This window comes from Klebsiella sp. 2-CIP_Kleb., assembly GCF_050378715.1.
GTDB classification, from domain to species: domain Bacteria; phylum Pseudomonadota; class Gammaproteobacteria; order Enterobacterales; family Enterobacteriaceae; genus Klebsiella; species Klebsiella quasipneumoniae.
The window spans coordinates 12820-38913 of sequence record NZ_JBNRLG010000013.1; the positions used below are offsets into that span (position 1 = coordinate 12820).

Here is a 26094-nt window from a genome sequence, read left to right on the forward strand (position 1 = left end):
CTCCTGATTTTTTATTTGGCTGTGGTTTTAAACATTGCTTAATAAATCCTGATTTCATACGGCCAGAGTATTGGCCATCAGGTTGTAGAGTACGTTGACGTTTTCGGCCTGTTTTATTTCATTGCGGAAATCCTCTTTCATTAACTTTCTGGCAAGCGTGGAGAAATATTTCATATGCTCATTAGGGTCGGCGGATTTACTGACGGTGAGCATGAATACGGTTTCGACTTCCTGATCGCCCCACATAATGGGCGACGCAAGGGTTGCCATACTGATGGTGGAGTAGTGAATATGGTCCGACTTGGTGTGCGGAATGGCGAAGCCATAGCCCACGGCGGTGGAGAATGAGTCTTCGCGGGTCCAGATATCATCGGTTAATTGATCCCGATTATCGGTGCGATGGTGCAGCCACAGATTGTCGGTCATCTTTTTGATAACTTCGTTTTTATCTCTGGCCTGTAGTCCGCAAAGAATAAACTCCGGGGCGAGGATCGGCATTTTGCTGACCGCTTTTACGTCCGGTGAACGCAGCGCGGCTTTGACATCAGCGGAACGTTTTAACGCCACAATGTTCTGCGACAGCCCCTGGCATTTGGCATAACTCAGCTCGCGCAGCGCATGTTTTACACCCGGAATCGAGGTGCCGCTCATGCTGAGTTCGTCAAAGCCCATGCCAACGAATAGCGGCAGAAAATCTTTGCTTGCACCCAATTCTCCGCAGATACCTATCCACTTGCCCGCGCGGTGGACTTCGTCGGCGGCATACTGCATGGCGCGCAGGAATGCCGGGGAATAGTTGTCGTATACCGCCTCAACCTGCGTATTTCCACGGTCGGCGGCAAAAAAGTACTGCGTCAGGTCGTTGCTGCCCACGCTGAAGAAATCCGCGTATTCCGCTATTTCGCTAATCGCGAAGATAACGGAGGGGATCTCCAGCATCACGCCGAGCGAGATGCTGTCGTTGAATGCCAACCTTTCATCACGCATCGTACTTTTGACCTCTTCGAGGACTTCACGGCACCAGATAACTTCATCAACGTTGGCGATCATCGGGATCATGATTTTGGCATCGCCAAAAGCCGAGGCGCTGAGGATAGCCTTGAGCTGCATGGCGAAAAGGTCGCGATAACGCGGATAAGTTCGCACCGCCCGGAAGCCGAGAAACGGGTTTTCTTCTTCGCCGATGCTCATATAGTCGACAGGTTTATCGCCGCCAATGTCGAAGGTGCGGAAGATAACCGGTTTCCCTTGTGCAACTTGTATCACCTGGCTGTAGAGCTCAGCCAGTTCGTGGTAGTCCGGTGCGGATTCACGGTCCATGAATGACATTTCGGTACGAAATAGTCCGATGCCTTCAGCGCCGTTGCTGAAGGCTGCCTCGGCTTCCGCCAGGCTGGCGATATTGGCGGCTATCTCAATGCTGTGATGATCGCTGGTGGTCGCTGCCTGATAGACATTAGCCAGCATCTGTTGCTGCATACTCTGCTGAACGGCAATTTCATTCTGGTAATAGCGCAGGACTTTCTCATCCGGAGCGATAATTAAAATACCCGGATTGCCATCGATGATGATGTCCATTTCTGTATTCAGCTGCAGGGTCGAAAAATCAATATCTGTCAGAGTCGGGATACCGAGCGAACGTGCAAGGATAGCGGTGTGCGACGTTTTACCCGTGGCGGATAATACCATCCCGGCAAGAAACTCTTTATTGATCCCGAGAAATTGACTTGGTGTCAGACTGTTGGCCAGAATAATCGATGGTTGCGTTAATTCAAGACTGTTCTGCGGTAATATACCTGGGCCATAGATCGCAGTAAGTAATTGTCCGGTAATATCGAGAACATCCAGGGTCCGCTCTTTAATGTATTTGCTTGATGAGCGATTAAGAATTTCACAGAATTCCATTGCAGCTTTAATCACCGCATCCCAGGTATTGTCACCACCGGAAATCGCCGAGGAGATATGGCTTTGAAAGGTCGCATCGGTGATAATGGATAAATGCGCCTGTAAAATATCGTGCTCAACGCCTTTTTTAATTTCCAGCGCAGCCTGCTTCTCTTGCTTAAGCGCCTCTAAACCCGCCAGAAAAATACGCTGCTGATGCTCCGTGGAATACTCACCGCCCGGGTTACGCGCCAGCATTTCGTCCAGAGACAGGCTCTGAATACGAACGGGTTTGGCAATGGCAACACCGCCGCTGATGCGTGAACCCTGAATAAAACTGAGCTGAGTCTCCCGCAGCGAACGCGGGAGATAGCCCGCAGGCGCTGCGGCTTCATCTGCATGACTAACCTCGAAGGAGGGCAGTTTTTTAAGCAGCGCACTCAGCTGCTGAGCAGCGTTTGCAGCATCTTTTCCGCTGATTGTAATTTCACAGGCGTCGTTGAGTAAGGTATCGGTGGCGACAATCGAGAGGGCGCTTTTACCATTACCCTGAATGCCGCTGCGAATATTATTCCAGCACACCGTAGATTGAAATGTATTGCACAGCCGTTCGATATACCCCGCCGGTCTGGCGTGAATACCATCCTTTAGATCACATTGATACGTTATTATCTCTGACATCATTGCTCCCGATAATCATTTAGCCAGGGCTAATTAATTTTCTTTGCAGATGTGGGTGTCTGCATTTCATGTTTTATATCCTTCATCGTTCTCAGTTATCTTTGAATAGAAAAAAAGTGACCTTTGCTTGAATAAAAAAGCCTGATTATTATTTTGTGATCGAGGTCATGAAATTATATGGAATTACTGTGGTGTGTGTGTTGCGAGATGATTTAAGTAATTGTGATGGCAGCCGCACTATTATTAACGGGTGAGCAGTGGTCACGTAATTGCTATTAAAGTGACTTTCTTTCTATTCAATGGTCATGGGTAATGGAGTACAAAATAATACACACTCTATTTATTTCGTTGTGGTAATTACGATGCATTTTCGTGGAATATTACTGGATTTAGACGGGACGCTGGTGAACTCGCTGGATTTCGTAGAGGCCTCCTGGAGTTTATGGGCCACTAAAAAAGGGCTGGAACCGGGGACGGTATGCCATTATCTCCACGGTAAACCCGCTTTGAGTACGCTGCGCCACTTTATGCCCGATGCCAGCGAACAGATCATCATCGACGAATTTCTCGCGCTGGAAGAGTTTGAAGCGAGCAATACTGACGGCATCACTGCGGTTAACGGGGCTGTTGATTTTCTCCGCCAGCTTGAGCAGTTGCAGGTCCCCTGGGCCATTGTGACTTCCGGGTCGCTGAAGGTTGCCTCAGCACGGATCCGACAAGCCGGTTTCCCCGTTCCGCCGGTGCTGGTGACCAGCGAAGATATTCATCATGGCAAGCCGCATCCGGAGCCGTTCCTGACGGGTGCAGCCCGACTCGGTCTTTCTCCCGCTAATTGCCTCGCTTTTGAAGACTCCACTGCCGGTCTGCTTTCTGCCACCCAGGCAGGGTGCGTGGTGGTTGAAGTCCTGACTCGCCAGTCTGTAGTTCACGATATCGATACCTGGAAAACCATTGATAACTACCTCGACCTGCGCGTAACGCGCAAGGGCGAGGCAGATTTTTTACTTAAGATTCAGAGGGAGTTTTAAATGTCATCACGAAAAACCCTGGCCAATGCCATCCGTATGCTGAGTGTCGATGCCGTTCAGCGAGCTAATTCCGGTCATCCGGGCGCACCGATGGGAATGGCGGATATTGCCGAAGTCCTGTGGCGGGATTTTCTCAACCATAACCCGAATAACCCCGCGTGGGCTAACCGCGACCGTTTTGTGCTCTCCAACGGTCACGGCTCAATGCTGATCTACAGCCTGCTGCACCTTACCGGCTATGATTTGCCGATTGATGAGCTGAAAAACTTCCGTCAGCTGCATTCGAAAACGCCGGGGCACCCAGAGGTGGGTTACACCGCGGGCGTCGAAACCACCACCGGGCCGCTGGGGCAGGGGATCGCCAATGCGGTCGGCATGGCTATCGCCGAGAAAACCCTCGCGGCGCAATTTAACCGCCCGGGCCACGACATTGTCGATCACTTCACATATACCTTTATGGGCGACGGTTGCATGATGGAGGGCATTTCTCATGAAGTTTGCTCCCTGGCCGGGACGCTGAAGCTCGGTAAGCTGGTGGCGTTCTACGACGATAACGGCATCTCTATCGATGGTCACGTCGAGGGATGGTTCACCGACGACACCGCCAAACGCTTTGAGGCTTACGGCTGGCATGTGGTACGCGGAGTCGATGGGCATGATCCTGAATCCATTCGTGCCGCGATTGATGTTGCAAAGTCGATTACCACCATGCCGACGTTAATTATCTGCAAAACGGTGATTGGTTTTGGCTCTCCGCATAAAGCGGGTACTCATGATGTCCACGGCGCGCCGCTGGGCGAGGCTGAAGTGGCGGCAACGCGTGAAGCGCTGGACTGGCCGTATCCACCGTTTGTTATCCCCACTGAGATAGCTTCGCAGTGGGACGCCCGCAAATCAGGGCAGGCTAAGGAGGCTGCGTGGAACCAGCAGTTTGCCGCATACGCGAAAGCGTTCCCCGAGCTGGCAGATGAATTTACCCGTCGGGTGAATGGGCAACTGCCTGCAGAGTTTGCCAGCAAGGCGCAGGCGTTTATTGAAAAATTGCAGGCCAAACCGGCGAAAATCGCCAGCCGTAAAGCCTCGCAGAATGCGATTGAAGCCTTCGGTCCACTGTTGCCGGAATTCCTCGGCGGCTCTGCGGATCTGGCTCCATCGAACCTGACCTTGTGGTCCGGGTCTAAAGCGATTAACGAAGACAGCGCCGGGAACTACATTCACTATGGCGTGCGAGAGTTCGGTATGACCGCTATCGCCAACGGTATTGCGCTGCACGGTGGCTTCCTGCCGTACACCTCGACGTTCCTGATGTTTGTCGAATACGCACGCAACGCAGTGCGCATGGCGGCGCTGATGAAGCAGCGTCAGGTGATGGTTTACACCCACGACTCTATTGGCCTGGGCGAAGATGGCCCGACCCATCAGCCTGTCGAGCAAATTGCCTCACTGCGCATGACGCCGAACCTCAGCACCTGGCGTCCCTGCGATCAGGTGGAGTCGGCGGTGGCGTGGAAATATGGTGTTGAGCGCCAGGATGGTCCTACGGCGCTGATTTTTTCCCGGCAAAACCTGACCCAGCAGGAACGGACCTGGCAGCAGGTGCAGGATATCGCGCGCGGCGGCTATGTACTGAAGAATTGCGAGGGGCAACCGCAGCTGATCCTTATCGCGACCGGCTCGGAGGTGGAGCTGGCGGTAGCCGCATGGCAGCAACTGACGGCTGAAGGTGTGAAGGCGCGGGTGGTCTCCATGCCGTCCACCGATGTCTTCGACAAGCAGGATGCGGCGTATCGTGAAGCGGTGTTGCCGCAGGCGGTTTCTGCGCGTATTGCCGTGGAAGCGGGGATCGCGGATTACTGGTTTAAATATGTCGGGCTGAACGGCGCGATTATCGGTATGCAGACCTACGGCGAGTCCGCCCCGGCGGAACAGCTTTATCAGGAGTTTGGCATTACCGTTGAGGTGGTGTTGCAGCAGGCAAAAGCGCTTCTGGCTTAACCTTTAACGGCCTCTTACATGCTAAGGGGCCGTTTTTCATTAAGGGGAGAGATAACATGTATCCCGTCGACCTTCATATGCATACCCTGGCCAGCACCCACGCCTATAGTACGGTTCATGACTATATCGCCGCCGCGGCGCGTAAACATATTCGCCTGATCGCCATTACCGACCATGGCCCGGAAATGGTTGATGCGCCACATCCGTTTCACTTTAATAATTTGCGTGTGCTGCCGCGCGTTGTCGATGGTGTGGGGATCCTGCGCGGTATTGAGGCCAATATCAAACCTGGTGGTGAGACCGACTGCAGCGACAAAATGCGTGCGTCGCTGGATTTAGTGATTGCCGGATTCCATAAGCAGGTGTTTGCGCCTGCGGGCATCACCACCAATACCGATGCGCTGATTGCAGTAATAGCGAGCGGCAAGGTCCATATTATCAGCCACCCCGGTAACCCGGAGTATCCGATTGATATCCCGGCGGTGGTGGCCGCGGCTAAGGAGTGTCATGTGGCGTTGGAGGTCAATAACGCCTCTTTCGTCCATTCACGTAAGGGCAGTGAGGGGAACTGTCGCAAAATTGTAGCAGCCGTGCGCGACAGCGGCGGACTTCTCTCATTGGGTAGCGATTCACACAGCGCGTTTTCTCTGGGGGACTTTAGCGCCTGTCAGCATCTGCTGGTGGAGGCTGATTTTCCAGCATCAAGAGTGCTGAATACCTCTGTGCGACGAGTGCTGACGTTTCTGGAACAGCACGGCGGGGGGCGGATAGCCGAGCTTTATGGGCTTCCTGGCTAAAAATCTTGTGGGTTAAACCCTCTCCCAATAATGGGAGAGGAAGTTCGGCGTGTCTGTGCGGTTTTGAGACTGGACTGTTAGAGCCAGGGAAAACCACCTACAGGTCAATAACGTTGCCTCGCGGCAGATTTAAAGACTTGCGAATGGCGGCGATAACCTCAGTTGGTTTGAGTAACAGCGAATTAATACAAACATTCAGAATACGGCAACCTTCAAAGCGTGAAGGATTATCGATAGTAATATCGGATGCGATGATGGTGAGCTCAGACTCGAAAATATCTTTATCGGTAATTGGATTCTTAAGCCCCAGTACGCCCTGAGTCTCGATTTTGATCGCAAAGTAATACTGCTTCGCCAGTTTTTCCAGCTGTTCTGCGGCCATGTACGTATGCGCCACGCCGGTCGCGCACGCGGTCACCGCCACAATATGCAGATTACGTTCGCTGGAGAAAGGCTGAATCTCATCTCTTGTTGCACGAGTGGTCATGATCTTGCTCCTTTATTTTTGCGGCGGTATTCAAGCGGCGTACAGTCGTTGATATCGCGAAACACCTTGCAGAAATAGTTAGTATCTGTGAAACCGCACTTTTCTGAAACTTCGTTTATTTTCAGATTGGTATTGGTCAGCAGCGTTTTTGAACGTGAAATGCGGGCTAACTTGAGATATTCGTTAAATTTCACGTCTGACTCCTTCGAAAACAGACGCGACAGATAGCCTGGGGAAATATTAAACGTTTCGGCGACGCTTTCCCGGCTAATGTCCGTGTGGTAGTGACTATCGATATGGCTCTTAATTTCGTCCAGCAATGAGAAGGGAGCTCGCTGGTTATTCAGGCCATCGGTAATTTGATACAGCAGGTCGTTAAGCAGCGCATAGACCACGTGGGCAAAGGTCTCGCTGGTGGTATCTTGCGACCACGCCAGCGATTCAGCCAGGTCGAGAAGCCGATCGCGAACCGTACTGCTGGAGTTTTGCAGATTGTACTTCTCTACCTCTTTAAACTGCGTGCCATCCCAGTTGCTGATGCTGAAACCGACGTCCTGCTTCCAGAAGACTATCGACATGCAAATAACCGGGCTTTCCCACAGCGGCGAGTTCCAGCTATTGGCGGGGATATAGGTGATGGTGCCGACCGGACGTTCATATTTCACGATGCAGTCCACGCCTTTCGGCAGCAGCATGCGAAGTGTGCCCTTTACCGTCAACTCAATGCGCGGAACGTGCAGATGGTAGGCCATCGCCGGAGCCTGCGTATTGCCGTTAGCTACCATGACGCCTTTGTCTATCGAGCCCTGAGCGCTGAATTCACTGAGAATAGATTGAATAAATGTAGCCATATTATGCCCGAGGTTTGATAACTGTCTTCAGGACTTTCACCGCAAAGGCGGTGGTGATGCTCCCGGCGACCACCGAAACGATGTAGCCAAAATGGTTGCTGACTACCGGTAATACGATAAGTCCGCCCCACGGGGCGGCGTTGGTTGCGCCAAACCATAGTGAGAGGATTGCCGCAACCGCACTGCCAAGCATAATTGCCGGGATCACCCGTACCGGATCCGCCGCCGCAAACGGAATTGCCCCTTCTGTTATCCCCATAAAGCCCATAATTATCGCTGGCTTACCGGCTTCTCGCTCCACATCATTAAAGATGTCTTTAAACAGAAAGGTTGCCAGCGCCAGCCCCAGAGGCGGAGTACAGTCGGCGGCAGCGACTGCTGCCATCAGCTGCGGGTTCGTTGAGATCAGTGCAACAGCAAAGAAAAAAGCGGTTTTATTCATTGGGCCGCCCATGTCAACGGCGATCATGCAGCCCAGGATGGTACCGAGGATAATAAACGACGCGCCCTGCATATTGCCAAGCCAGACGCTAAGCCACTTCATTAGCACGGCAATCGGGTCGCCAATGATGTAATACACCGCCATGCCGGTGAGAAAGGTCCCGATCAGCGGAATAATAAATATCGGTAATACCATGCGCAGGAAGTGGGGGGTTTTAAGCCGGGCGATCAGGTTCAACAGAACATAGACCACCAGCCCGGCAATAATCCCGGAGAGCATGCCGCCTAAAAATCCGGCGCCCATCTGATAAGCCATCAGGCCGCCGATGGCACCCGGCGCGATGCCCGGTTTATCGACCATCGAATACGCGATAAATCCTGACAGGATGGGGATAAACAGGGTTAAGCCAGCCATACCAATTTGCGACATGGCCTTCAGGAAACCATGGTCCGGTACGGCGGCTTCCCCGTTAAACATCACCGCGAGCGCCAACAGAACACCACCAGCGACGACAAACGGGATCATGTAGGAGACGCCGGTCATAAAATGTCGTTTAGTATTTTTTAATAGTTTTAACATGTCAGCCTCGTAACGTTTGCTGCTCAGAAGACCAGAGTTCTGGATATCAGCGTGTAAAGCGCTTCCGGGCTTTTTGCCGCTTTAATCTTGCTGACAAATTCATCATTCATGAGCATGCGCGCCAGGGTGGAGAAGTACTTCATATGCTCGTTATCCTGCGCGGATTTGCTAATCGTCAGCATGAACAGGGTATCCACCATGACGCCGCCCCAGGCGATAGGTTGCCTGAGCGTGGCAATACTGACGGAGGAATCCCTGACAGCGTCCGTTTGGGCATGGGGGATAGCAAAGCCCGAGCCAACGACGGTAGGAAAAGGCACTTCGCGAGCCCAGATATCACTGCAGAGCCTGTCACGTGTATTGGTGCGCTGCTGAAGCCACAGGTTATCAACCATCATTTTGATAGCCTCGTTTTTATCAGCGGCGTCAATTCCCCATAAAACCATCTCCGGCGATAGCAGCGGCTTTTGCGCCGCACTAAGGCTCGAGTTATGTAATGCGGCTTTGAACTGTTGTGCGTTGTGATTTTGCAAAAGATTCTGCGCCAGCGACCGGCAATCTCCGGCACTGAGTTGGCCCAGAGCGTGCTTAATCCCCGGAATCGCGGTGCAGTTCATACTCAATTCATCAAAGCCAATGCCGATAAGCAGTGGGAGAATGGTTTCGTCAGCAGTGAGTTCACCGCACAACCCGACAGGTTTACCGGCGCGATGAGCCTCTTTCACTGCGAACTGCAGGGCGCGTAAAAACGGTGGAGTGTAACTGTCATAAAGCGTTTTTACCTGGGCATTACCCCGGTCTGCGGCGAAAAAGTATTGCGTCAGGTCATTACTGCCCACGCTGAAGAAATCCGCATGTTCTGCCATCTCCGCCATAGAGAAAAGTACCGAAGGTACTTCCAGCATGATTCCGAGCGCTGTCTGTTCATCAAATGCCAGACCCTCGTGGCGCATCTCCTGTTTAACCGATTCCAGTACCTCACGACACCAGATAAGTTCTTCCACCCGAGAAATCATCGGCAGCATAATTTTGGCTTTACCTGATGCTGAGGCGCTCAGAATAGCCTTCAGTTGGGTGGAAAAAAGGTCGCGATATTGCGGATAAGTACGCACTGCCCGGAAACCAAGAAACGGGTTTTCTTCATTGTCGACGCTTAGATATCCAACCGGTTTATCACCGCCGATATCGAAGGTGCGAAAGATAACGGGCTTCCCCCCTGCCAGAGTAACAACCTGTTTATACAGGTCTGTCAGTTCAGCGCAGGAGGGCGGGCAATCGCGGCCCATATAGGTTATCTCGGTGCGAAACAGGCCGATGCTTTCCGCGCCGTTTTCAAAGGCCGCCTGCGCTTCGGCAAGGCTTGCAATATTAGCGGCTACCTCTACGCGATGCCCATCGCGGGTTCTTGCGGGCGCTAAAGCATTTTCCCGCAGCCGCTGCTGCATATCCTGCTGGACGGCAATTTCATGACGGTAGTAGCGCAGAACTTTCTCATCCGGATGAGTAATCAGGATCCCTGGCTCACCATCAATGATTATCAGCTGCTCGACATCGATATCCAGCGATGAAAAATCGATATCCGCTAGGGTTGGGATACCTGACGAACGAGCCAGTATGGCTGTATGGGAGGTTTTCCCCGTAGAGGACAGCACCAGACCTGCAAGGTGTTTGCGGTTTAGCGCCAGAAACTGGTTGGGGGTCAGGTGACTGGCGAAAACAATTGTCGGTTCATTTAGCAAAGGCGGGTGGTAAGCCAGAGCCTGTTCGCCATAGATCGCACTGATGAGCTGCGTCGCGATATCAAGAATATCCAGGGCGCGCTCCTGAAGATACTGGCTAGGCGAGCGCTCAAGCTGATGGCAAAAGTCTAGGGACGCCTGCGCTATAGCCGACCAGGCATTCATGTTGTTATTCAGATAACCGATCGCACTATCCTGAAATGCGCTGTCGGTTATCAGAGATAGATGTGCCGCAATAAGGTCGTGCTCAATACCTTGGTTTTTTCCGAGTGCGGCTTCTTGCTCTAGGCGTAATGAATCTAACCCGGCAAGAAAGTGGGCTTTTTCGCTTTCAATATTGTCGATATGCCCTGGATTGCGGGCGATAATATCGGTGAAAGCCAGGCTCTGTATTACCTGTGGTCTGGCGATGGCTGCGCCTTTATTTATGCGAGTTCCCTGAATCACGTGCGGGTTCAGTTCCCGCAGGCAGCGGGGAAGATAGCCCCACGTGGTTGCGGGTTCCGGTTCAAGGCTGAAGGTCGGGAGATCGGAAAGCAACGTGCGCAGCTGGACTGCGGCCTGTTGCTCATCTTCTCCGCAAAGGGTGATGCGACATGTATCGTTTACCAGCGTGTCACTGGCAATCAGCGAGAGGGCGCTTTTTGCATTTGCCAGTAGTCCCGTACGGGTGTTTTCCCAGTCGATATCTGCCTGGAAAAGATTACATAGCCGCGCGATGTATCCGGCAGGCCGGGCATGAACACCTTCATGAAGCTCACATACATAGGTTATAACCACCGCCATCTCAACTCCTGTATGCTATTGTGCGCGTCAACGTGTTGCCGATCTCGCTATCTTTCCCTGTTCGCAACGGTGATGATATAGTAAAAAAGTGACCTTTTATTAAAAATAGTTACCTGATTGTGATTTTGTGACTTTTGTCATATTTTTGAATGATTAATTCTCAATTATTTGTTTGATTTAGTTTGTTTTTTTGTTTCTGGTTTTTGAACCGTTTTTGCAATATGGATCACAAATTTAAAGCTAATACAAACAGGTTCATGAAATGGTGCGGGGGTAGGCAGGATGATCTGTTTCCGGCGTGTCTATTAACGACTTCTCCGGCGGCATCTATCACTATGGCGTTAGCAGATATGTACCTGATTTAAAACAATCTGAGTTATCTGCCTGATTAATGAAGCGAAACAAGGGTCCGCAATAAAGTACGGACCCGTCCGGGTATTAACGACCTACGCGAGCCTGATGCTCAGGAGAGTAACGCTCGCCGACGATTTTAATCGTTTCAAGCGCCTGGGTTATCTGACGTGAGTCATCCTGTGAAAGAATGATGTCGGCAGCCCCAGGTTTTCTTCCAGCCGTTGCAGTTTTGTATTAAGCACTGCATCCAGTGCGCAAGTCGAGGATGTCGCCGCGATGATGCCATTCATAGAGAAGAACATGAACACAGTGCCGACAATTACGGAAATACCACCAACGCCCAGGCCGGTGGTGATCGCCAGCACTATTGCGGCAATAGCGGCGATGAATACGGCATTATATGAAAAAGGCAGCCAGGTCATCATATTCAAGTGGCAGATGCACATCAAAGTCATGTCGAGGAATTTGACAAAGCGCCGATTATAATCGTACACAGGAAAACATCCGCAGCCCCCAAATAGACATTAGCATTGAGCCTCTACAGCATTGGTGCGCTTAATGCGTTTTATGTTAAATATCAAGCGCTTAACGTCAAATTATAGCTGTTCTTCTGCAATGGCCTGCTCACTATCACTGCCAGCACGGCTTCAGTCGGGATAGATGGATTCTTTTCTGGCATTAATGCCATAAAGACAAACACGGTTTTTTTCAGGCAAATGGATACCCATCAGGCGAAGAATAAAGCCGCGCCACCCCCGATTAACCTGACGGTTATAGTCATACAGGTCTGCATTTTCTTTTGTAAGTTTTGACCATTCATGCATGAGTGTTAGTGCATCGAGCTCGGTGATGTGCTTCACTTCATCGCCGATACGTACTGTGTTAATGCCTCTTCCCGTCATGATGATCCCCTCCGGCAATATCAGTTTCAGATTAACGTTGTTGTGATTATGATTTAACTACACACTAAAGGCAATCTGACGTTTAATCATACCTCTTATCGCTACCGGGTAAGCCGTCAGGCATTTCCCGGTTTAAAAAGATATGCTGACAGTTCTGCTGCAGTTATATCAAACTCGAGTTTCTGGATTAATTCTGCAAGTTTTTTCTCTGCAGTATCACGATCAAACTGATTTTGTACTATCTGGATAGCAACCTGTTTTAGCTCAGGAGGGAGGTGTTCCAGATTGATATGATTATCACCCGAAATGTCATTATCCGGACTTTCGAAGAGCCAGCCGTAACTCATAAGGTCACCTGTTCTATTTCACAAATTTCCAGACACCTGGCGGTACCCGATCATACAACTTTCCCATCGTCATCTCCGCCAGCCGGTGATCAACCGCGGCATTGAAATGCTCAAGCTCATCATCTGACAGAGAATATTTATTTTTTTCTATAACCCTTTCCAGGGTTTCCTTCGATGTACAGCGCCGTAGTCGTAAAATCCATTCCTGTTTCGTCATTAGTTTTTTATATCCTGAGGCTTCCCTGGTATTTAATTTTACAAATAACGCAAATTTCTTTCAGGCGTTATGGCCCGTGCCGTTCTGTGTAAGATAATCACTGATGCTCAGACCGGACAAGCGAATGTTATCCGAAATCTCCCTGAACTGCTCCTCCCAGCCGTCCTGCAGCTCCCTGATTGCCGCGATCTGGAAAGCAACACTGAAAGGCGTTCTGCCCAGTTTCTCGGAAAGCCAGAACAGATGCCTGCCAATCTCTTCGTCCGGTACCGAATCGAGCGCATCACTCAGTAAGGTTTTTTCGTCTTCCTGCCAGGGATGACCGGCTCGCGGAAAACGCGGATCAGGCTGGCGGTCTTTTTTCTCCCTTTTTTCCCGTCTGGCAACGGTCGGCGCATCGCCTTTTTTCAAGCCGACGCGCGCTTTCATGGCGCCGATAGCGGCGACGGCCAGTACCAGCGTTTCACGCTCCTGGGGCGTGAGCAGGCTGTCCTCGCAAATCAGGGTGTTCAGGTTATCGATCAGCTTATTCAGCCCGGGTTCAGTGACTTTCATTTTATGCTCATATTCCTTGTGTGGTGGCGATCAGTCCCGGCTCTCATTCACCTGGACGGTGACCGGCAGGCCTGCATCAAAACAGGTCTGATACCAGCTGGCCACCTGCAGGGGATCGCCCTCTTTTATCCGGCGTATGCCGCCGGCATCCGTCAGTTGCAGGCAGGTGGTACCGTCCAGACGGATCACGTAGGCCGCTTCCCTGATGGTGTAATAGCCTTCATCCAGCTGCAGCTCCACCGCATCACCGGCAGACGTCTGGCGTAACGGCAGACGCCGGACGTCTGTCAGCCGTTGTCGTGCCGTTTCAGCCTCGCGTTCTGCCTGGAAGAGCGGTTCTGCAATGGCGCGACCGGCCTCCGTCAGCTCGACGGCCAGCTGCAAATTCGGGGCGCGCAGGGTGCGCAGCCAGCCCGCGGCTTCCATGCGCCGGCAGGAGGCGCGGAGATTCGGCCCGTACACCGGGGCGTCCCCACCCTGCTCCAGCACCCGCTCAATATCCCGCGTCGCCACCGGCCCCGGACGTTTCGCACCGAGGGCGGCCAGCACAATCAGCACCCGCCGCTGCAGCGGCGACGGACGTCGGGATTTTTCCCGCGTCATTGTCCCTCGTTCCTCTGAGAAATGAGCGTTTTTAACCGTTTATAGTCTGCTTCGACCCGAGTGGTGGCCAGGCCCGTGTGTCCGCGCAGCGCCAGGAGATACCAGAAGCGGAGGATGTCATGAGCCTTGTTCACTTCCCAGACATAATGGGTGCCATCCCTGCGAAAATCGCATTGCTTTATTTCCTCCTCTGCCATCTGCGTCATCTGCTCATAGCTGAGCGAAAACATCATTTCGTCATCCATCCTGCCCGCTCCGTCTGATAATGTCCGGTTAAGTAGAAAATCATATCATGTATGATTTCTTACTCATAATTCAAATATCATATCAGATATTATTATGTGTTTAATGCTAAATATCACATTCAGTATGATTTTATGTGTGTGGTTTTATTATCATATCCTTTGCGCGTTTCCCTCCGCGCAGATCCGAAAAGATGCTTTCACGGAAAAAAAATGGCTCCGGTTACGGAGCCACTTTTCCAGACGGATCAGCCTTCTTAACTGACATACTGCAACGCGGGGCTAATCGGCTGGGCCCCAGGGCTAGCTCAAACCAATAGCAGTCCTTACTTCATCTACCTGTTCCGGATAAAGTCCTGATGCCTCAATGCGATTCAGCCGTTGTGTAATGGCCTGTTCATTGCCAAAAAATGCAGCAATGTCCCCCAGTCGAAGTGCCTTGTAAAAACCCTTCGCTGTGCTGACACCTTCATATCTGAGTTGTAACATGACCCGTAAAAAGTCTTCATCACTACGGGTAACCGATTGCAGCCACGTACTGACTGCCTCCGGCCCTGAAATATCGTGCCAGGCAAAAACTAGATCCGACAGGTCGTTGAGTTTGAGAAGCACAGGTGTGCTTTCCTGGCGTTCCAGCCATGCTGACGCCGCCTGATTAAGTTCTTTCAGGCTGGCATCATCAATAACCCTGTCTTCAACAGCGGCAGGCCGGTTGCCCGCCAGACCATTCTGCCAGAGGAGATGGCGCAGGTAAGTAAGTGACCAGTGAAAGCGCTTTTCATCCGTCAAAGACTCGCGCATATAACTCAGCATCTCCCCGGCATTAAGACTGTTCAGATGACGAAATAGTCTGTCTGTGACCTCATTAAGCCCCATGTCGCCTATCGATAGCCATGCTCCTCGCGTCTTAAAGCGCTTAATGATTTCATCACCATTTTCAAGGATAAAACCGAGCAACCCGCGGCACTGCTCCTGTGTCAGCCGGGACACCATGAGTGGTGTCAGACGCTCAAGGAAGTACTCAAAGCGGGTGCGTGAGGCGAATCCGTTATCGGCTATCAGCGCCAGCAAATGAGCGGCCAGTGCCGACGCATCTGCCGGGTTTCCGGCAAGCTGAAATATGTTTTCAAAAAAGGCAGGCTGAATGATATTTCTGGAGGGCGTGAAGGCAAAATAGCAGCGCCAGTAGAAGCTACTGCTGAGTCGCCTGTCCTGGTTATGCGTCTGTTCGTCGGACTCACTGACCGGGCTGAACAGGCGTGGAGAGGCTGCATTCACGCCGCTAATCCCGGGTAGCCAGCGCCGTAATTTCATCACTGACAAAGGCGATACGACAGGCAACTCCTCCAGCAACGTCCGGAGAGTGTCCTCCATCCGCTTTTCCTCTTTGTCGGACACAGTGCCATCCCCTGACGCGACAACGGCATACTCAGTCAGATAATGCTCTGTCCAGTCATACCAGTCAGGAAGTGTGACGCGCAGCAGCTGCAAAAGACAGAGATCAGGGAACCAGACATATTCCTTTAGCCTGGCATACCGGAAGGCCAGGCTGCCCAGTACATGACTGACATCGCGTGGCATTCGGAGGGTGGCGCCAAAGGTAACCGCCACTTCCTTAAGATCGTAGTACAGGGTCTGGTCCGGTTTCGCATTGTGCACTTTCACGTAAAGCTCCAGCGCTCCCCTCAGAAATTCCTGCCTTAAATCGAACGCCTCCGGGCGGGGCAAATTAAACGACAACGGAATAATTTTCTGCAGATAGTGTCGGCCGTCTGCCACATGGAGACCCTGCTCTACCGCATGACCCAGAACGTCGGGGTCATAGCAGAGCACGTAGTGAAAACCGGAAAAATCGGCGACAGAACGTATGAGGCGAAGCACCTCTATGGCCTGGGTGGGTTCAAGACGATCGAGATCATCGAGTACGACAATAAAGCTGAGATTGAGACTGGCCATCTTTTTCTCAATTTCATTCCGCAGTTCGGCAGTGGTCTGTCGTCGGGCAGACAGATCTGCCGTGGAGACGGTTTTCAGAACGCTGGCCGCGATCCCTCCCCCGGGCATGACATTACCGGCAAGTTCTGCCAGAGGAGCCAGGCGACCTGAAGCCTGTTGTGCGTAACTGACTACCTTCCCCGCCAGCGACGACGCCTTCCCTTTTCGCCATTTGTGCCAGCACCTGCGCCACCAGGGGTAGCTTTTTGCCGCTTCGTCATCAAGGATCGCGGCTACCGGGAGTAACAGGGCTTCAACGGCACTGTCGCCTGAGGGGGAAAGCCAGGGGGCTATCTGCAGGACGTGTGTGCCATCAGGTACGTCATTCTTCATCTGCTTAAGCAGCAGATTCAGGAGGCTGGTTTTGCCCGACCCCCATCGGCCTTCGATACCGATGACAGTGCTGATCCTGCGATCCAGCTGAATGATGCTTCCGGCGAGTTTGACCGCCATTTCATTAAACCCGTAACGGTCTTCTTCCGCGCAGATCACCGGTTTGTCGTTCCCCGCAGCACTGCTGTCCGCTGAGTGACTCATATTATAAATCCCCGTAAATGGCGCGCAGGCCGTTCAGTACATCGGCGAACGGGGCCTGCGCCGCACAGTTCACCAGCTGGCTGACCAGGCTTTCAAATTCTCCGGCTGTCAGGAACACCCGCAGCGCATCAAAGCCCAAAAAACCGTTATCGGCAGCACTGCCAGGAGGCGAGAACATCACGGCATGGCCATGGTATCCGCGCGGCATCTGCTCCGGCCCGGCATGCCAGACCTGCAATGCCCGCAGCAGCTCACTGAAGTGTGCCCAGTTAAACGGCACGATGAAGTTTGGTCCGCTGAGCATCAGATACAACCGGGGAGTTTCATACCAGGCCGCAGAACGCAGATCGTCTGCCTGCCCTTCCACCCGGATCTCCAGCTGCACCGGTCCTGCCTGCAGGGCGACCGTGGTGGCGCTCACCTGCGGCTTCAGCTCTTCTATAAATTTCTCCTGCACGAACATATCCCAGTTGCGGGCATGGATCAGTAACGGAAAAATCGCTTTCAGACGGGCAACAGTGAAGATCCCGGCCAGTGTCTCATCCGGGAAAGTCGCCAGGTCAAAACAGTAGCCGGCGAGCGGCCGCAGCCACATCTCCGCGCGTGTGCAGGTCACTGCCGCAGGCAGGCTGTCCATAAAGCGGGCGGTTTCGGTATCCCAGTCTTCCCCCGCCAGGCCGAAGGTACTTTTCAGGTAATGGCTGTCGACAGCCACCCCGTTTGCGGCCTGCCAGCTCAGCAGCTCAAAGGTGATCCCCAGCAGGTCCCGCAGCACCGGCAGGCGAACCAGCTGACTCAGCCCCGGACCCCGGTTATAGGCCTGATGTGCCAGCTCAATGATGAATTTCAGTTCGGCCCGGGTCAGTCCCTGACGGCCGAAGTTTTCACCGAGCACGACCTGTCGGTACAACTGGCGCACGGCGGCATCCGGGTCGGTGGCCAGGCGCAGATAATCGTCGGTGACACTGCTGCCCTTGAGGCTGGTTTCCACCAGACGCTCGGCCAGCGCATTGACTGAGGTATTTTCGGTTGCGGCGCGATTTTTCAGGCTTTCGATCAATTTTTTGGGAAAACGCAGGGTCAGCTGGCTCAGCATAGTGGAGCTCCTGTCAAGGTGTATGACTTCTGTAAGAGTCAAAAATTTACGTCATGCCATTAAACTAGCATGAATTGATGTTTTTAAGAGTGAATCATATGAATTGAGATCAGTCAATTTTATGACATGATGTCACTTTTCCGGTTGTATTCATCTTTGTGCTTTCTTTTCCCGGTCAGATCCGATTTCTGGTGGTCCCGGATCTGCTTTCCGGCCTCCGGCACGCTGCGGCCCGGCAACACAAGATGTAGCGGTGTTCTCAGCTGGCTGTGACGCTATATGTTGTGTCCTTCCCCTGCCCCGTGACCGGCCGCTCACCACCATAAAAGGGCGATATGGTTATTTCGTGTGCGTGGTACACTTCCGGAAATCCGTTAAATTATAGAAAGTCGGATCAGGTGAAAACGGGGACCCGGTAATTTAACTACGTGGTTATATGGCTGCTTGTTATCAGGTGAAAAATAATCACGGCTTGGAAAATAATCCTTCATGATGATGAGAAGAGTTAATGTCGTGAAACTGGTTGTGGCGAGTGACTATTTGTCAGCTAAACACAAAGGAGTTCAGAATGGGACGTTCAATACCGGTGAAGATTGGTCAGAAGGAATTTGCATCAAAACAGAAAGCCCGCGGCTATTACATGGATCAACGACCTGACGTGAAAGCTGTCGGGATCATTTCAGAAGGTGACTATTTTGAAGAGCTGAAGGAACTGTTCACCCTCTATTGTGACAGTTGTCCGGGCTGGGAACTGAACGGTCGTCTGATTAAACATTTTACGGTTCAGAATGAACCTCGTTTTACGAATGGCCGCTGGGTGTCACATCCCTGCTATAAGGTCCAACTGAGCAACGGTGAGCTGAGACCGTTTTCGGTTGAAAAGGCAATAGACGCCATCGTAAAAGCAGCTGCAGCTGATCAACAGAAATAGAAGGCGAGATTTCTCATATGAAAGACATGATGATTGATATTGAAGCGGAACGATTTAATGAATGGCTTGAGGAAAATTACCCGGATATTGTCTCTGAGTCTGAAGCATGGGAGGAGGCCGCGAACCTGTATTACTGGGAGCAGGAGGCGCTTGCTGATCAGGCTCAGTGGGATCATGAACATGGACTGTTCGTGGTTTCCCTGAACGATGTTCATCAGCGTCACCGGCACGCAAGACAGGAGCTGCAGAAGCTACATGCCCTGCTCGACAGAGAGCAGCCAGAACTGGTGTACAGGATGTCTTTCGTCCATGCAGTGACTGTCATGGAAGCATACCTGATGTACTGCGCCAGGGCTCTGCTGGAACATGACTGGCCTCTTAAACGCTTCAGGGATGAATATTACCTGAATTCAGAACGCGTCAAAAAAAACAAAAAGCAGTCTGTGCGTGAGATGGAACTTGATATGTTCAGGCCCGCCGCACGCAATTATGTTTCCCGAATGACGTTTCATAACGTTAAAACCATTGAGCGCTATTTCAGCGCCGTGCTGCATACTCCGCCCGTCTGGCCGGTTAAGCCGCTGGACATTATTGCAGACTGGCGAAACGACCTTGTGCACCGTAACGGGGTGGATGAGCATGATGTGCCAAGAGGTATATCAGCGCAGCAGCTACAGAATGCTCTTCAGAGAGTGTCTGACCTTATAGAGGCAGCACACCGTTCCCTGTGCCAGGAGGTGGACTATTTCGGAAACTGGCGTAGTGAGGAAAACCGGGAAATCATTGCTTCAGCGCTGAACATATCAACAGACAGAGATGTATCCTGATAACTGGAATCATTATACTCGTACTGCAGACAGTCTCGGTTGCTCAGTAGCCTGTGGTCATCGATTACCCTGCCGTGCTGGCGGTGGAAGTGAGCTTACTACGGCCCGGATCTTTAGCACAAAATGCTGCTGTCGAAGCTCTGGAACACTGGTGCGCGCATTAACCAGGCGCTGAGCGATAGGCCAAGAGTGCCAATTTTGCCCGTCAGTTTTCCCGTAACTATGCTCTTTCTAACGTAACTCTTTACACCATTTGTAAGAAGTTCAATGAAGTCGCTAAAGAAAAATGGTTTGAGCCGCTTGAAGAAGAGACGCACGTTTCTGAATACGAATAGCAGAAGCCATACTGAAGCATGAACGTTCGAGATGATATTGAGCTGAAAATATTGACGACAAAGAACAAGCGAGAAGCAGTTATCCTAATAGTTGCAACTATTAATAAAAATTGAAACACTCAATACTTTTATTCTATGATCTCCATCGCAATTTCTATCAATTTAAATACAATTATCAAAAATCAATTATAATGTAATAATAAAACCAATTAATAGCGTTGAGGAAATTATGAGCATAAACCCTATAATAATAAGGCAAAATTTTAAAATCGGCGAATTGGACGCTGAATCAGACACACTTCTCTTGGAAAACTGTTTTATTGATAGTGGTTATCTTTCTAAACTATTAAACCCATCTGATACATCATCTATAGTTATAGGAAGAACAGGCGCAGGAAAAAGTGCTTTGTTGCACATGGTGGCAAACAAAGCACATAAATATAAAAAACTTGACCCTAATGATATTTCAATAGGTTTTCTAGAGCATTCAGATATAATTTCATTTTTTGAAGAGTTAAATGTTAATCTTGATATGTTTTATAAAGTATTATGGCGACATATTTTAATTATGGAATTATTAAAAATACGCCATGACATTAAGAGTGAATCTGATACGAATAGCTTTTTCTCAAACTTGCTTAGCAGGCTAAAAAAGATGAGATAAAACGAAAAGCCCTTGAGTATTTTAGGGAGTGGGGAGATAAATTTTGGATAGATACTGACACCCATCTTAGGGAAATAACATACAAACTGGAACGTGATACTAAGGCTTCGATTGGCACAGAATACAGTGCTGTAAATCTTAGTGCTGAATATGCAAAAAAACTAACCGAAGAACAAATACATGATGTTAAGAAACGAGCAAATGAGGTTGTCAGTAGGTTACAGATTCAAAAACTTAATGAAATACTTTCATTGCTTGCTGAATATTCTTTTGATGACCCACAAAAAAACTATTACATCATTATTGATCAACTGTATGATAACTGGGCGGAAAATGATACAAGATATAAATTTATAAGAGCGCTAATTGAAGAGATTAAGGTGTTTCGTAAAATTAAAAATATCAAAATAATAGCTGCTTTACGCCTGGACCTTTTACGATCAGTATTTAATATTACAAGAGGCTCTGGTTTTCAGGAGGAAAAATATGAGTCATATATACTTGATATAAAATGGACCTCTCAACAACTAACCGAATTAGTCCAAAAACGAGTGCGAGAGGTATACAAAAGACAATATACTCGAGAAGATGTTACTATTAAAGATATATTTCCAAAAGCAAAGGGGGGCATTTAGGCATCACCCCTATTGAATATATAATTGAAAGAACATTATTTCGACCAAGAGACGTTTTACAATACGTGAATGAGTGTTTTAATGTGGCACTTAACAGAGAAAGAATATCATGGGATTCAATTCATAAAGCGGAGGCAGTCTATTCCTTAAAGCGCCTGAGATCTCTAAAAGAAGAATGGGGGGGATATACCCTTCCTTTGAGGAAACAATTGAAATACTGAGAAATCTTCCTGATAAATTTAGTGGAACATCTATGTCAAAAAACACTATAGACGCGGTATTACGTGAATTATCCATTCAAAATACTACTGATCCATGTGCTATTACAGCAAACAAATTTTTAGAAGGAGAATCAAGAGAACAGGATGTCATTAATGAAATAATGCTTTGTCTTTATACAGTTGGAATTGTAGGTTTCAAGATTAGTAGCCTGACACCTTACAAATGGGCATTCAGAGACAGTACACCAACAACAAAAAATGAAATCAAACGTGCCAGTCTGATGAAAATTCATAAGATGCTCCATTCAGCTCTAGATATAAGAATAATTACTGGAAATCGCTATGAACGCGATGATGAGGAAGATATTGAGTGTTCTTAATTATATTATCTTTTGGTTTATAACATTTTTTGCCAGAAACAAGGATTATTCCCACACACACTAAGAAACTTTACTTTGAAGATGGACGGATGACAGCAGGAGCCGTCCTCTTTTCTGTTACTTACATCCTGACATTCCTCCATTTATCCCAAATATTCAGTACTGGACGCACCTTTGAGTATCATTCAAACTGATTGTAAGATTTAAACTTACAATCGTGAGGCTTGTATATCGCCAGAACAATAACAGTGGATCTCGGACACGAACTCCGTGACTTCATAGAATCTCTCATTGAATCAGGTGATTATCGTACGCAGAGTGAGGTGATCCGCGAGTCACTTCGTCTCCTTCGCGAGAAACAGGCAGAATCACGTCTCCAGACCCTGCGGAATTTACTGGCAGAAGGCCTGAGCAGCGGCGAGCCTGTGGTGTGGGAAAAGGACGCGTTCCTGAAAAAAGTTAAAGCAGGCACAAAGCCTGCCGGTGAAAAACGTTAAACTCACACCTAAAGCCAGTCAGGATCTTGAGGATATCTGGTATTACGGCTACCACCATTTTCGGTGAGGAGAGGGCCGACAGATATATTAATCAGCTCTCCGCTTTTTTTTTGTTTTGGAGTGCTCATAATATCGGTACTCCCCGTCCTGAACTGGGGGAATACATATTGGCACTACCCGTTGAATGACATATGCTTTATTTTCTGCAGACTGATACTGAAATTATTATTATCCGTATATTAAGTCAGCATCAGGATGCCGGCCGTCATCTCAACTGGGCAGTAGTCGGCAACCACATTGCGCTGCGTGAAAACTGACAGGGTTACAGGGGTGTACCAGGTCAGAATTCACGTAGCGCATCCTCCCCTTCCCTGCTCCCTTCCTTTTTTTGTTCGATCCTGTTTGTCCTGGCATTACCCCAATTCTCCCAAAAACCGTAAAACAGCCATCAACCCGCGTCATTACTGGCTTCATGGAGGATCTGAGCAGAAAAACGATCCTTTACGCATTTGGTTTTACCCGCAATAATGCGGGATAAGACAATAAAAGGATCCGCGCGCTGCGATTTATTGTCATGGCAGGATCGGCCCGTCAGGTGCAAAATACCTGTATCCATAAACAGTGCGTGCGCTACGTGAAAAATAACTCATGAACAGCATCATTCCCTTGCAGAATTCACCAGAACGCGTCTCTCTGCTGCCGATCGCCCCGGGCGTTGATTTTGCGACCGCGGTGGCACTCCGGCGGATGGCCACCTCAACAGGTGCCACGCCGGCTTACCTCCTGGCGCCGGAAGTGAGCGCCCTCCTCTGGTATATGCCTGACCAGCGTCACCACATGTTGTTCGCCACCATGTGGAATACCGGGATCCGTATCGGTGAAGCCCGGACGCTCACCCCGGAATCGTTCGACCTGGATGGTCTGCGCCCTTTTGTTCGGGTGCTGTCGGAAAAAGTGCGGGCACGTCGTGGCCGGCCGCCAAGAGATGAAGTGCGTCTGGTACCGCTGACGGATGCCAGTTTTGTGCGTCAGATGGAAAGCTGGATGGTCACCACCCGCCCCCGCCGGCGTGAGCCGTTATGGCCGGTCACGGATGAGACAATGCGCAACTGGCTGAAACAGGCGGTGAAGCGGGCTGAAGCTGACGGCGTGCATTTTTCGATCCCCGTGACGCCGCATACTTTCCGTCACAGCTATATTATGCACATGCTTTATCACCGGCAGCCCAGGAAGGTCATCCAGGCACTGGCCGGGCATAAGGATCCGCGCTCGATGGAAGTCTATACCCGGGTATTTGCGCTGGACATGGCTGCCACCCTGGCCGTTCCCTTTACCGGTGATGGGCGAGATGCCGCGGAGATCCTTCGCTCCCTGCCCCCGGCCGGCTGAGATTGACGGCCCTTGCATGACGTCCTGTATTCCGCTAATACGGAATACAGGAGCAGAGAGCATTCAGCCCCCTCCCTGCTCTAGCACACCAGGCCATCATGCTGATGACTGAACCGCCATGGTCTTACCCGGTGACCTGCAATCCTGCAGGCATCAACATACCGCAGTCAAGACAGGGCACAATGCAGGCATACTGGCCGTGCATCCCACTGTGCGTTTTTCCTGGAAGCTCAGCAAATCATCCCGTTAACCGCGAAAGTCATTCACCATCTGTGGCCAACACCTTTCTGCCATCCGGCTCCCGTTTCCTAATCGCATTTAGCAGTGTGAAGCTGGCGCCGGGTTATACAGACAGCTGCAGTCTCATCCTGCCGGGCTAAACCTGCAGTACACAGGGGAACGGATACCGTCAGGTAACATGACCGTCTCAGCACCCGATTGAGATTTTCATAAGGGGTATAGAGCTTTACTGAAAAATTGACTGTGGCATGTTATCACCCATGGAATGGTTAACAGACCAGGGATTACCCCCATTTAACCCGCATGCCGTAGTCAATATCTGCGTATCACGACCCCAAATCACATATTACAGTCAATATTGTTCGATCCGGGCAGAGATGATAGAGAATAAATATTGACTGCGGTATGCGTGATGCATATCACAGTCAATGGAATGTCCTTAGCGGCATACGGCAGTCATGATATGCATATCGCAGTCAATTTTCTGGCTTCATCGCTGAGAGGGCTTCAGCCAGTTTAAGAGGATCGATGCCAGCAGCCTTCAGCGCCTTAATGACTTCGTCATAATTTTGCTCTGGCGCCTTCTCTTCTTCCTCTTTGCGCGGAACCTTCACAGGACCACTGATGAGTTTGGGGTTGCGATAATGCACGCTGAAATAGGTGGCTCGGCCACGTTTAAACTCGGTGTAATCCAGATAACCAATATCCCGCAGCTGCTCCATCGCCTTACGCACCGTGTGGTTCTGCGTATAGACATTTGAGGTGAGATTTAGCCGGTCACGCATCCGTTTCATGGAAATAGGTGCGGGATTCTGGGGAAGACTTTCGATGTAGGTATAAAGCGCCTGGGCTGATTCCTTGCGCTGCAGGGCGTCAATGGCTTTCAGCCGCAGCAGTACCCTTCTGTCCATGTGGTAAAGCTCAAACAGCTTAGGTTCAGCCTTTATCTCAACGATATCCTCGGTGATGTCATAATAGGCTGACTGCACCAGATGGGTGGTCCATCCTTTGGTCTCGCTCTGGAACTTCAGCGTAACCGAGGCAAGTTTAAACAGGGAATTACTGATGCGATCGCGCATTTTTTTGTTTGAACGACGGGAGTTAAATCCGCACATCTTAACGAATTCGACGAACGACAGTTCCAGGGTGTCACTTTTTACCCCATACTCCGACATGGAACGAATTATCCCCAGCCAGACTTTAAAATCCGTGTCCATATCAAGACGCGAACCGGTGATCTTAACGTCAGTGTACCCTTCGCTTTTGGCAATAGACAGCTGTACAAGCTCCTCAGTCGCGTCTGTAACGTTTTTCCGGTTCGCCTTGCTCTTCCCTGTTGATTTCAGAGTTGGGACGAAGAGACCGAGTCTCATGAGCGCTACTGGCTGCACGGTACTGGTGCTGTTGACATCCAGCTTAACAACTTCGCCGGTTGTCTTATCAACTTCCTGAAGGTTCAGAAGTAAGCTGTTATTTTCGCTCGTCATCTTGATCCTCAACGGTTATCCACAAAAGGATGTAGTAATACGTATCGCAGTCAACGGATATACATACCTCAGTAAATACCGTTGCATATCACAGTATTAGATTATGCATATAACAGTCAACATTTTACATTCCGCAGTCGATCCAGACAGACGTTAAAGCCAGTTACAGCGCATGCTGGAGCGATCCGGGGATCTCTTTTGGATCTCACTATGATCTCCTTGGGATCAATTATTGGATCGAGACCTTGAATAACTCAGATACAAGGCCGGAAGCGCCACACCAGGTATCCAGAACCCTGGCCTGATTTTCCTGAATACGCTCTGGAAGATTGAGATCTACAGGTACAACAATGAAACATTGACTGCGGTAT

Annotated in this window: 24 protein-coding genes and 2 pseudogenes; 11 read left to right on the top strand and 15 right to left on the bottom strand. The window is 50.3% G+C overall.

The features are described from left to right. Window positions 1–54: 54 nt before the first annotated feature. Window positions 55–2565 carry a phosphoenolpyruvate--protein phosphotransferase gene (gene ptsP / locus ACQUTP_RS24600; RefSeq protein ID WP_023287119.1) on the bottom strand — a complete coding sequence of 837 codons (2511 nt, stop codon included), beginning with the start codon at window positions 2563–2565 and terminating at the stop codon, window positions 55–57. A gap of 362 nt (window positions 2566–2927) precedes the next feature. On the opposite strand from ptsP (ACQUTP_RS24600), the gene ACQUTP_RS24605 reads away from it, so the two are divergent. Genes ACQUTP_RS24605 through ACQUTP_RS24615 form a run of 3 tightly spaced genes read left to right on the top strand, consistent with a single transcriptional unit; the run spans window position 2928 to window position 6385 of the window. Beyond that, entirely contained in the window at window positions 2928–3593 is a 666-nt protein-coding gene (locus tag ACQUTP_RS24605) for an HAD-IA family hydrolase (protein ID WP_023287118.1), read from the top strand. Next, complete coding sequence (gene tkt, locus ACQUTP_RS24610; protein ID WP_009484317.1) at window positions 3594–5588, top strand: transketolase; 1995 nt, start codon at window positions 3594–3596, stop codon at window positions 5586–5588. 56 nt (window positions 5589–5644) lie between these two features. After that, the gene (locus ACQUTP_RS24615) at window positions 5645–6385 is read left to right on the top strand and encodes a phosphatase (protein WP_009484316.1); all 741 of its coding nucleotides are present in this window, start codon (window positions 5645–5647) and stop codon (window positions 6383–6385) included. 97 nt (window positions 6386–6482) lie between these two features. On the opposite strand, the gene ACQUTP_RS24620 is transcribed toward ACQUTP_RS24615, so the two are convergent. From ACQUTP_RS24620 to ACQUTP_RS24680, 13 genes and pseudogenes are all read right to left on the bottom strand, one after another. Continuing rightward, window positions 6483–6872, bottom strand: a complete 390-nt coding sequence (locus ACQUTP_RS24620) for a PTS fructose transporter subunit IIB (protein WP_009484315.1) — start codon at window positions 6870–6872, stop codon at window positions 6483–6485. Beyond that, complete coding sequence (locus ACQUTP_RS24625; RefSeq protein WP_009484314.1) at window positions 6869–7723, bottom strand: helix-turn-helix domain-containing protein; 855 nt, start codon at window positions 7721–7723, stop codon at window positions 6869–6871. The genes ACQUTP_RS24620 and ACQUTP_RS24625 overlap by 4 nt, the downstream gene beginning before the upstream one ends. A 1-nt stretch (window position 7724) precedes the next feature. Beyond that, window positions 7725–8744, bottom strand: a complete 1020-nt coding sequence (locus ACQUTP_RS24630; protein WP_023287117.1) for a PTS fructose transporter subunit IIC — start codon at window positions 8742–8744, stop codon at window positions 7725–7727. Between the two features lie 23 nt (window positions 8745–8767). Then, window positions 8768–11269: a phosphoenolpyruvate--protein phosphotransferase gene (ptsP, locus tag ACQUTP_RS24635; protein ID WP_009484311.1), complete on the bottom strand. Its 2502-nt coding sequence runs from the start codon at window positions 11267–11269 to the stop codon at window positions 8768–8770. Between the two features lie 438 nt (window positions 11270–11707). After that, window positions 11708–11856, bottom strand: a pseudogene (locus ACQUTP_RS24640) (aldo/keto reductase); the annotation flags it as partial. Between the two features lie 414 nt (window positions 11857–12270). Beyond that, window positions 12271–12525: a hypothetical protein gene (locus ACQUTP_RS24645; RefSeq protein ID WP_044246670.1), complete on the bottom strand. Its 255-nt coding sequence runs from the start codon at window positions 12523–12525 to the stop codon at window positions 12271–12273. A 116-nt stretch (window positions 12526–12641) separates the two neighbouring features. Further along, the gene (locus ACQUTP_RS24650) at window positions 12642–12872 is read right to left on the bottom strand and encodes a hypothetical protein (RefSeq protein WP_181466052.1); all 231 of its coding nucleotides are present in this window, start codon (window positions 12870–12872) and stop codon (window positions 12642–12644) included. Between the two features lie 13 nt (window positions 12873–12885). Further along, on the bottom strand, window positions 12886–13089 hold the full coding sequence (locus tag ACQUTP_RS24655) for an HHA domain-containing protein (RefSeq protein WP_004213596.1): 204 nt from the start codon (window positions 13087–13089) through the stop codon (window positions 12886–12888). Window positions 13090–13149: 60 nt separating this feature from the next. Beyond that, complete coding sequence (locus tag ACQUTP_RS24660) at window positions 13150–13644, bottom strand: DNA-binding protein (protein ID WP_181466053.1); 495 nt, start codon at window positions 13642–13644, stop codon at window positions 13150–13152. A gap of 30 nt (window positions 13645–13674) precedes the next feature. Further along, complete coding sequence (locus ACQUTP_RS24665) at window positions 13675–14247, bottom strand: hypothetical protein (RefSeq protein WP_181466054.1); 573 nt, start codon at window positions 14245–14247, stop codon at window positions 13675–13677. Then, window positions 14244–14492, bottom strand: coding sequence for a hypothetical protein (locus tag ACQUTP_RS24670; RefSeq protein WP_032415726.1), 249 nt, complete (start codon window positions 14490–14492; stop codon window positions 14244–14246). Before ACQUTP_RS24670 ends, ACQUTP_RS24665 begins: the two co-directional genes overlap by 4 nt. A gap of 300 nt (window positions 14493–14792) precedes the next feature. Beyond that, window positions 14793–17021: a KAP family P-loop NTPase fold protein gene (locus ACQUTP_RS24675; protein WP_181466055.1), complete on the bottom strand. Its 2229-nt coding sequence runs from the start codon at window positions 17019–17021 to the stop codon at window positions 14793–14795. 1 nt (window position 17022) lies between these two features. Next, on the bottom strand, window positions 17023–18117 hold the full coding sequence (locus tag ACQUTP_RS24680; RefSeq protein ID WP_110222068.1) for a transcriptional regulator: 1095 nt from the start codon (window positions 18115–18117) through the stop codon (window positions 17023–17025). Window positions 18118–18685: 568 nt separating this feature from the next. Here ACQUTP_RS24680 and ACQUTP_RS24685 point away from each other — a divergent pair. The 8 genes and pseudogenes from ACQUTP_RS24685 (at window position 18686) to ACQUTP_RS24720 (ending at window position 23996) form a co-directional block, all read left to right on the top strand. Further along, window positions 18686–19048, top strand: coding sequence for a hypothetical protein (locus tag ACQUTP_RS24685; protein ID WP_000533745.1), 363 nt, complete (start codon window positions 18686–18688; stop codon window positions 19046–19048). A 17-nt stretch (window positions 19049–19065) separates the two neighbouring features. Next, window positions 19066–19875 (top strand): hypothetical protein, encoded by an 810-nt coding sequence (locus tag ACQUTP_RS24690; protein WP_428902478.1) that lies wholly within the window; start codon window positions 19066–19068, stop codon window positions 19873–19875. A gap of 564 nt (window positions 19876–20439) precedes the next feature. Continuing rightward, the gene (locus ACQUTP_RS24695; RefSeq protein WP_016236299.1) at window positions 20440–20874 is read left to right on the top strand and encodes a hypothetical protein; all 435 of its coding nucleotides are present in this window, start codon (window positions 20440–20442) and stop codon (window positions 20872–20874) included. A 251-nt stretch (window positions 20875–21125) separates the two neighbouring features. Beyond that, window positions 21126–21509 carry a hypothetical protein gene (locus tag ACQUTP_RS24700; protein ID WP_225045521.1) on the top strand — a complete coding sequence of 128 codons (384 nt, stop codon included), beginning with the start codon at window positions 21126–21128 and terminating at the stop codon, window positions 21507–21509. A gap of 253 nt (window positions 21510–21762) precedes the next feature. Next, window positions 21763–22110 (top strand): hypothetical protein, encoded by a 348-nt coding sequence (locus ACQUTP_RS24705; RefSeq protein WP_227542162.1) that lies wholly within the window; start codon window positions 21763–21765, stop codon window positions 22108–22110. Window positions 22111–22334: 224 nt separating this feature from the next. Next, complete coding sequence (locus tag ACQUTP_RS24710; protein ID WP_153669782.1) at window positions 22335–22607, top strand: type II toxin-antitoxin system ParD family antitoxin; 273 nt, start codon at window positions 22335–22337, stop codon at window positions 22605–22607. Next, a pseudogene (locus ACQUTP_RS24715) lies at window positions 22594–22924 on the top strand (type II toxin-antitoxin system RelE/ParE family toxin). The gene ACQUTP_RS24710 and the pseudogene ACQUTP_RS24715 overlap by 14 nt, the downstream one beginning before the upstream one ends. Window positions 22925–23255: 331 nt before the next feature. Then, a complete protein-coding gene (locus ACQUTP_RS24720) occupies window positions 23256–23996 on the top strand; it encodes a tyrosine-type recombinase/integrase (RefSeq protein WP_428902479.1) in 741 nt (246 codons plus the stop codon). Between the two features lie 716 nt (window positions 23997–24712). Here ACQUTP_RS24720 and ACQUTP_RS24725 read toward each other — a convergent pair. Next, window positions 24713–25723 (bottom strand): RepB family plasmid replication initiator protein, encoded by a 1011-nt coding sequence (locus tag ACQUTP_RS24725; RefSeq protein ID WP_000200071.1) that lies wholly within the window; start codon window positions 25721–25723, stop codon window positions 24713–24715. Between the last annotated feature and the right edge of the window lie 371 nt (window positions 25724–26094).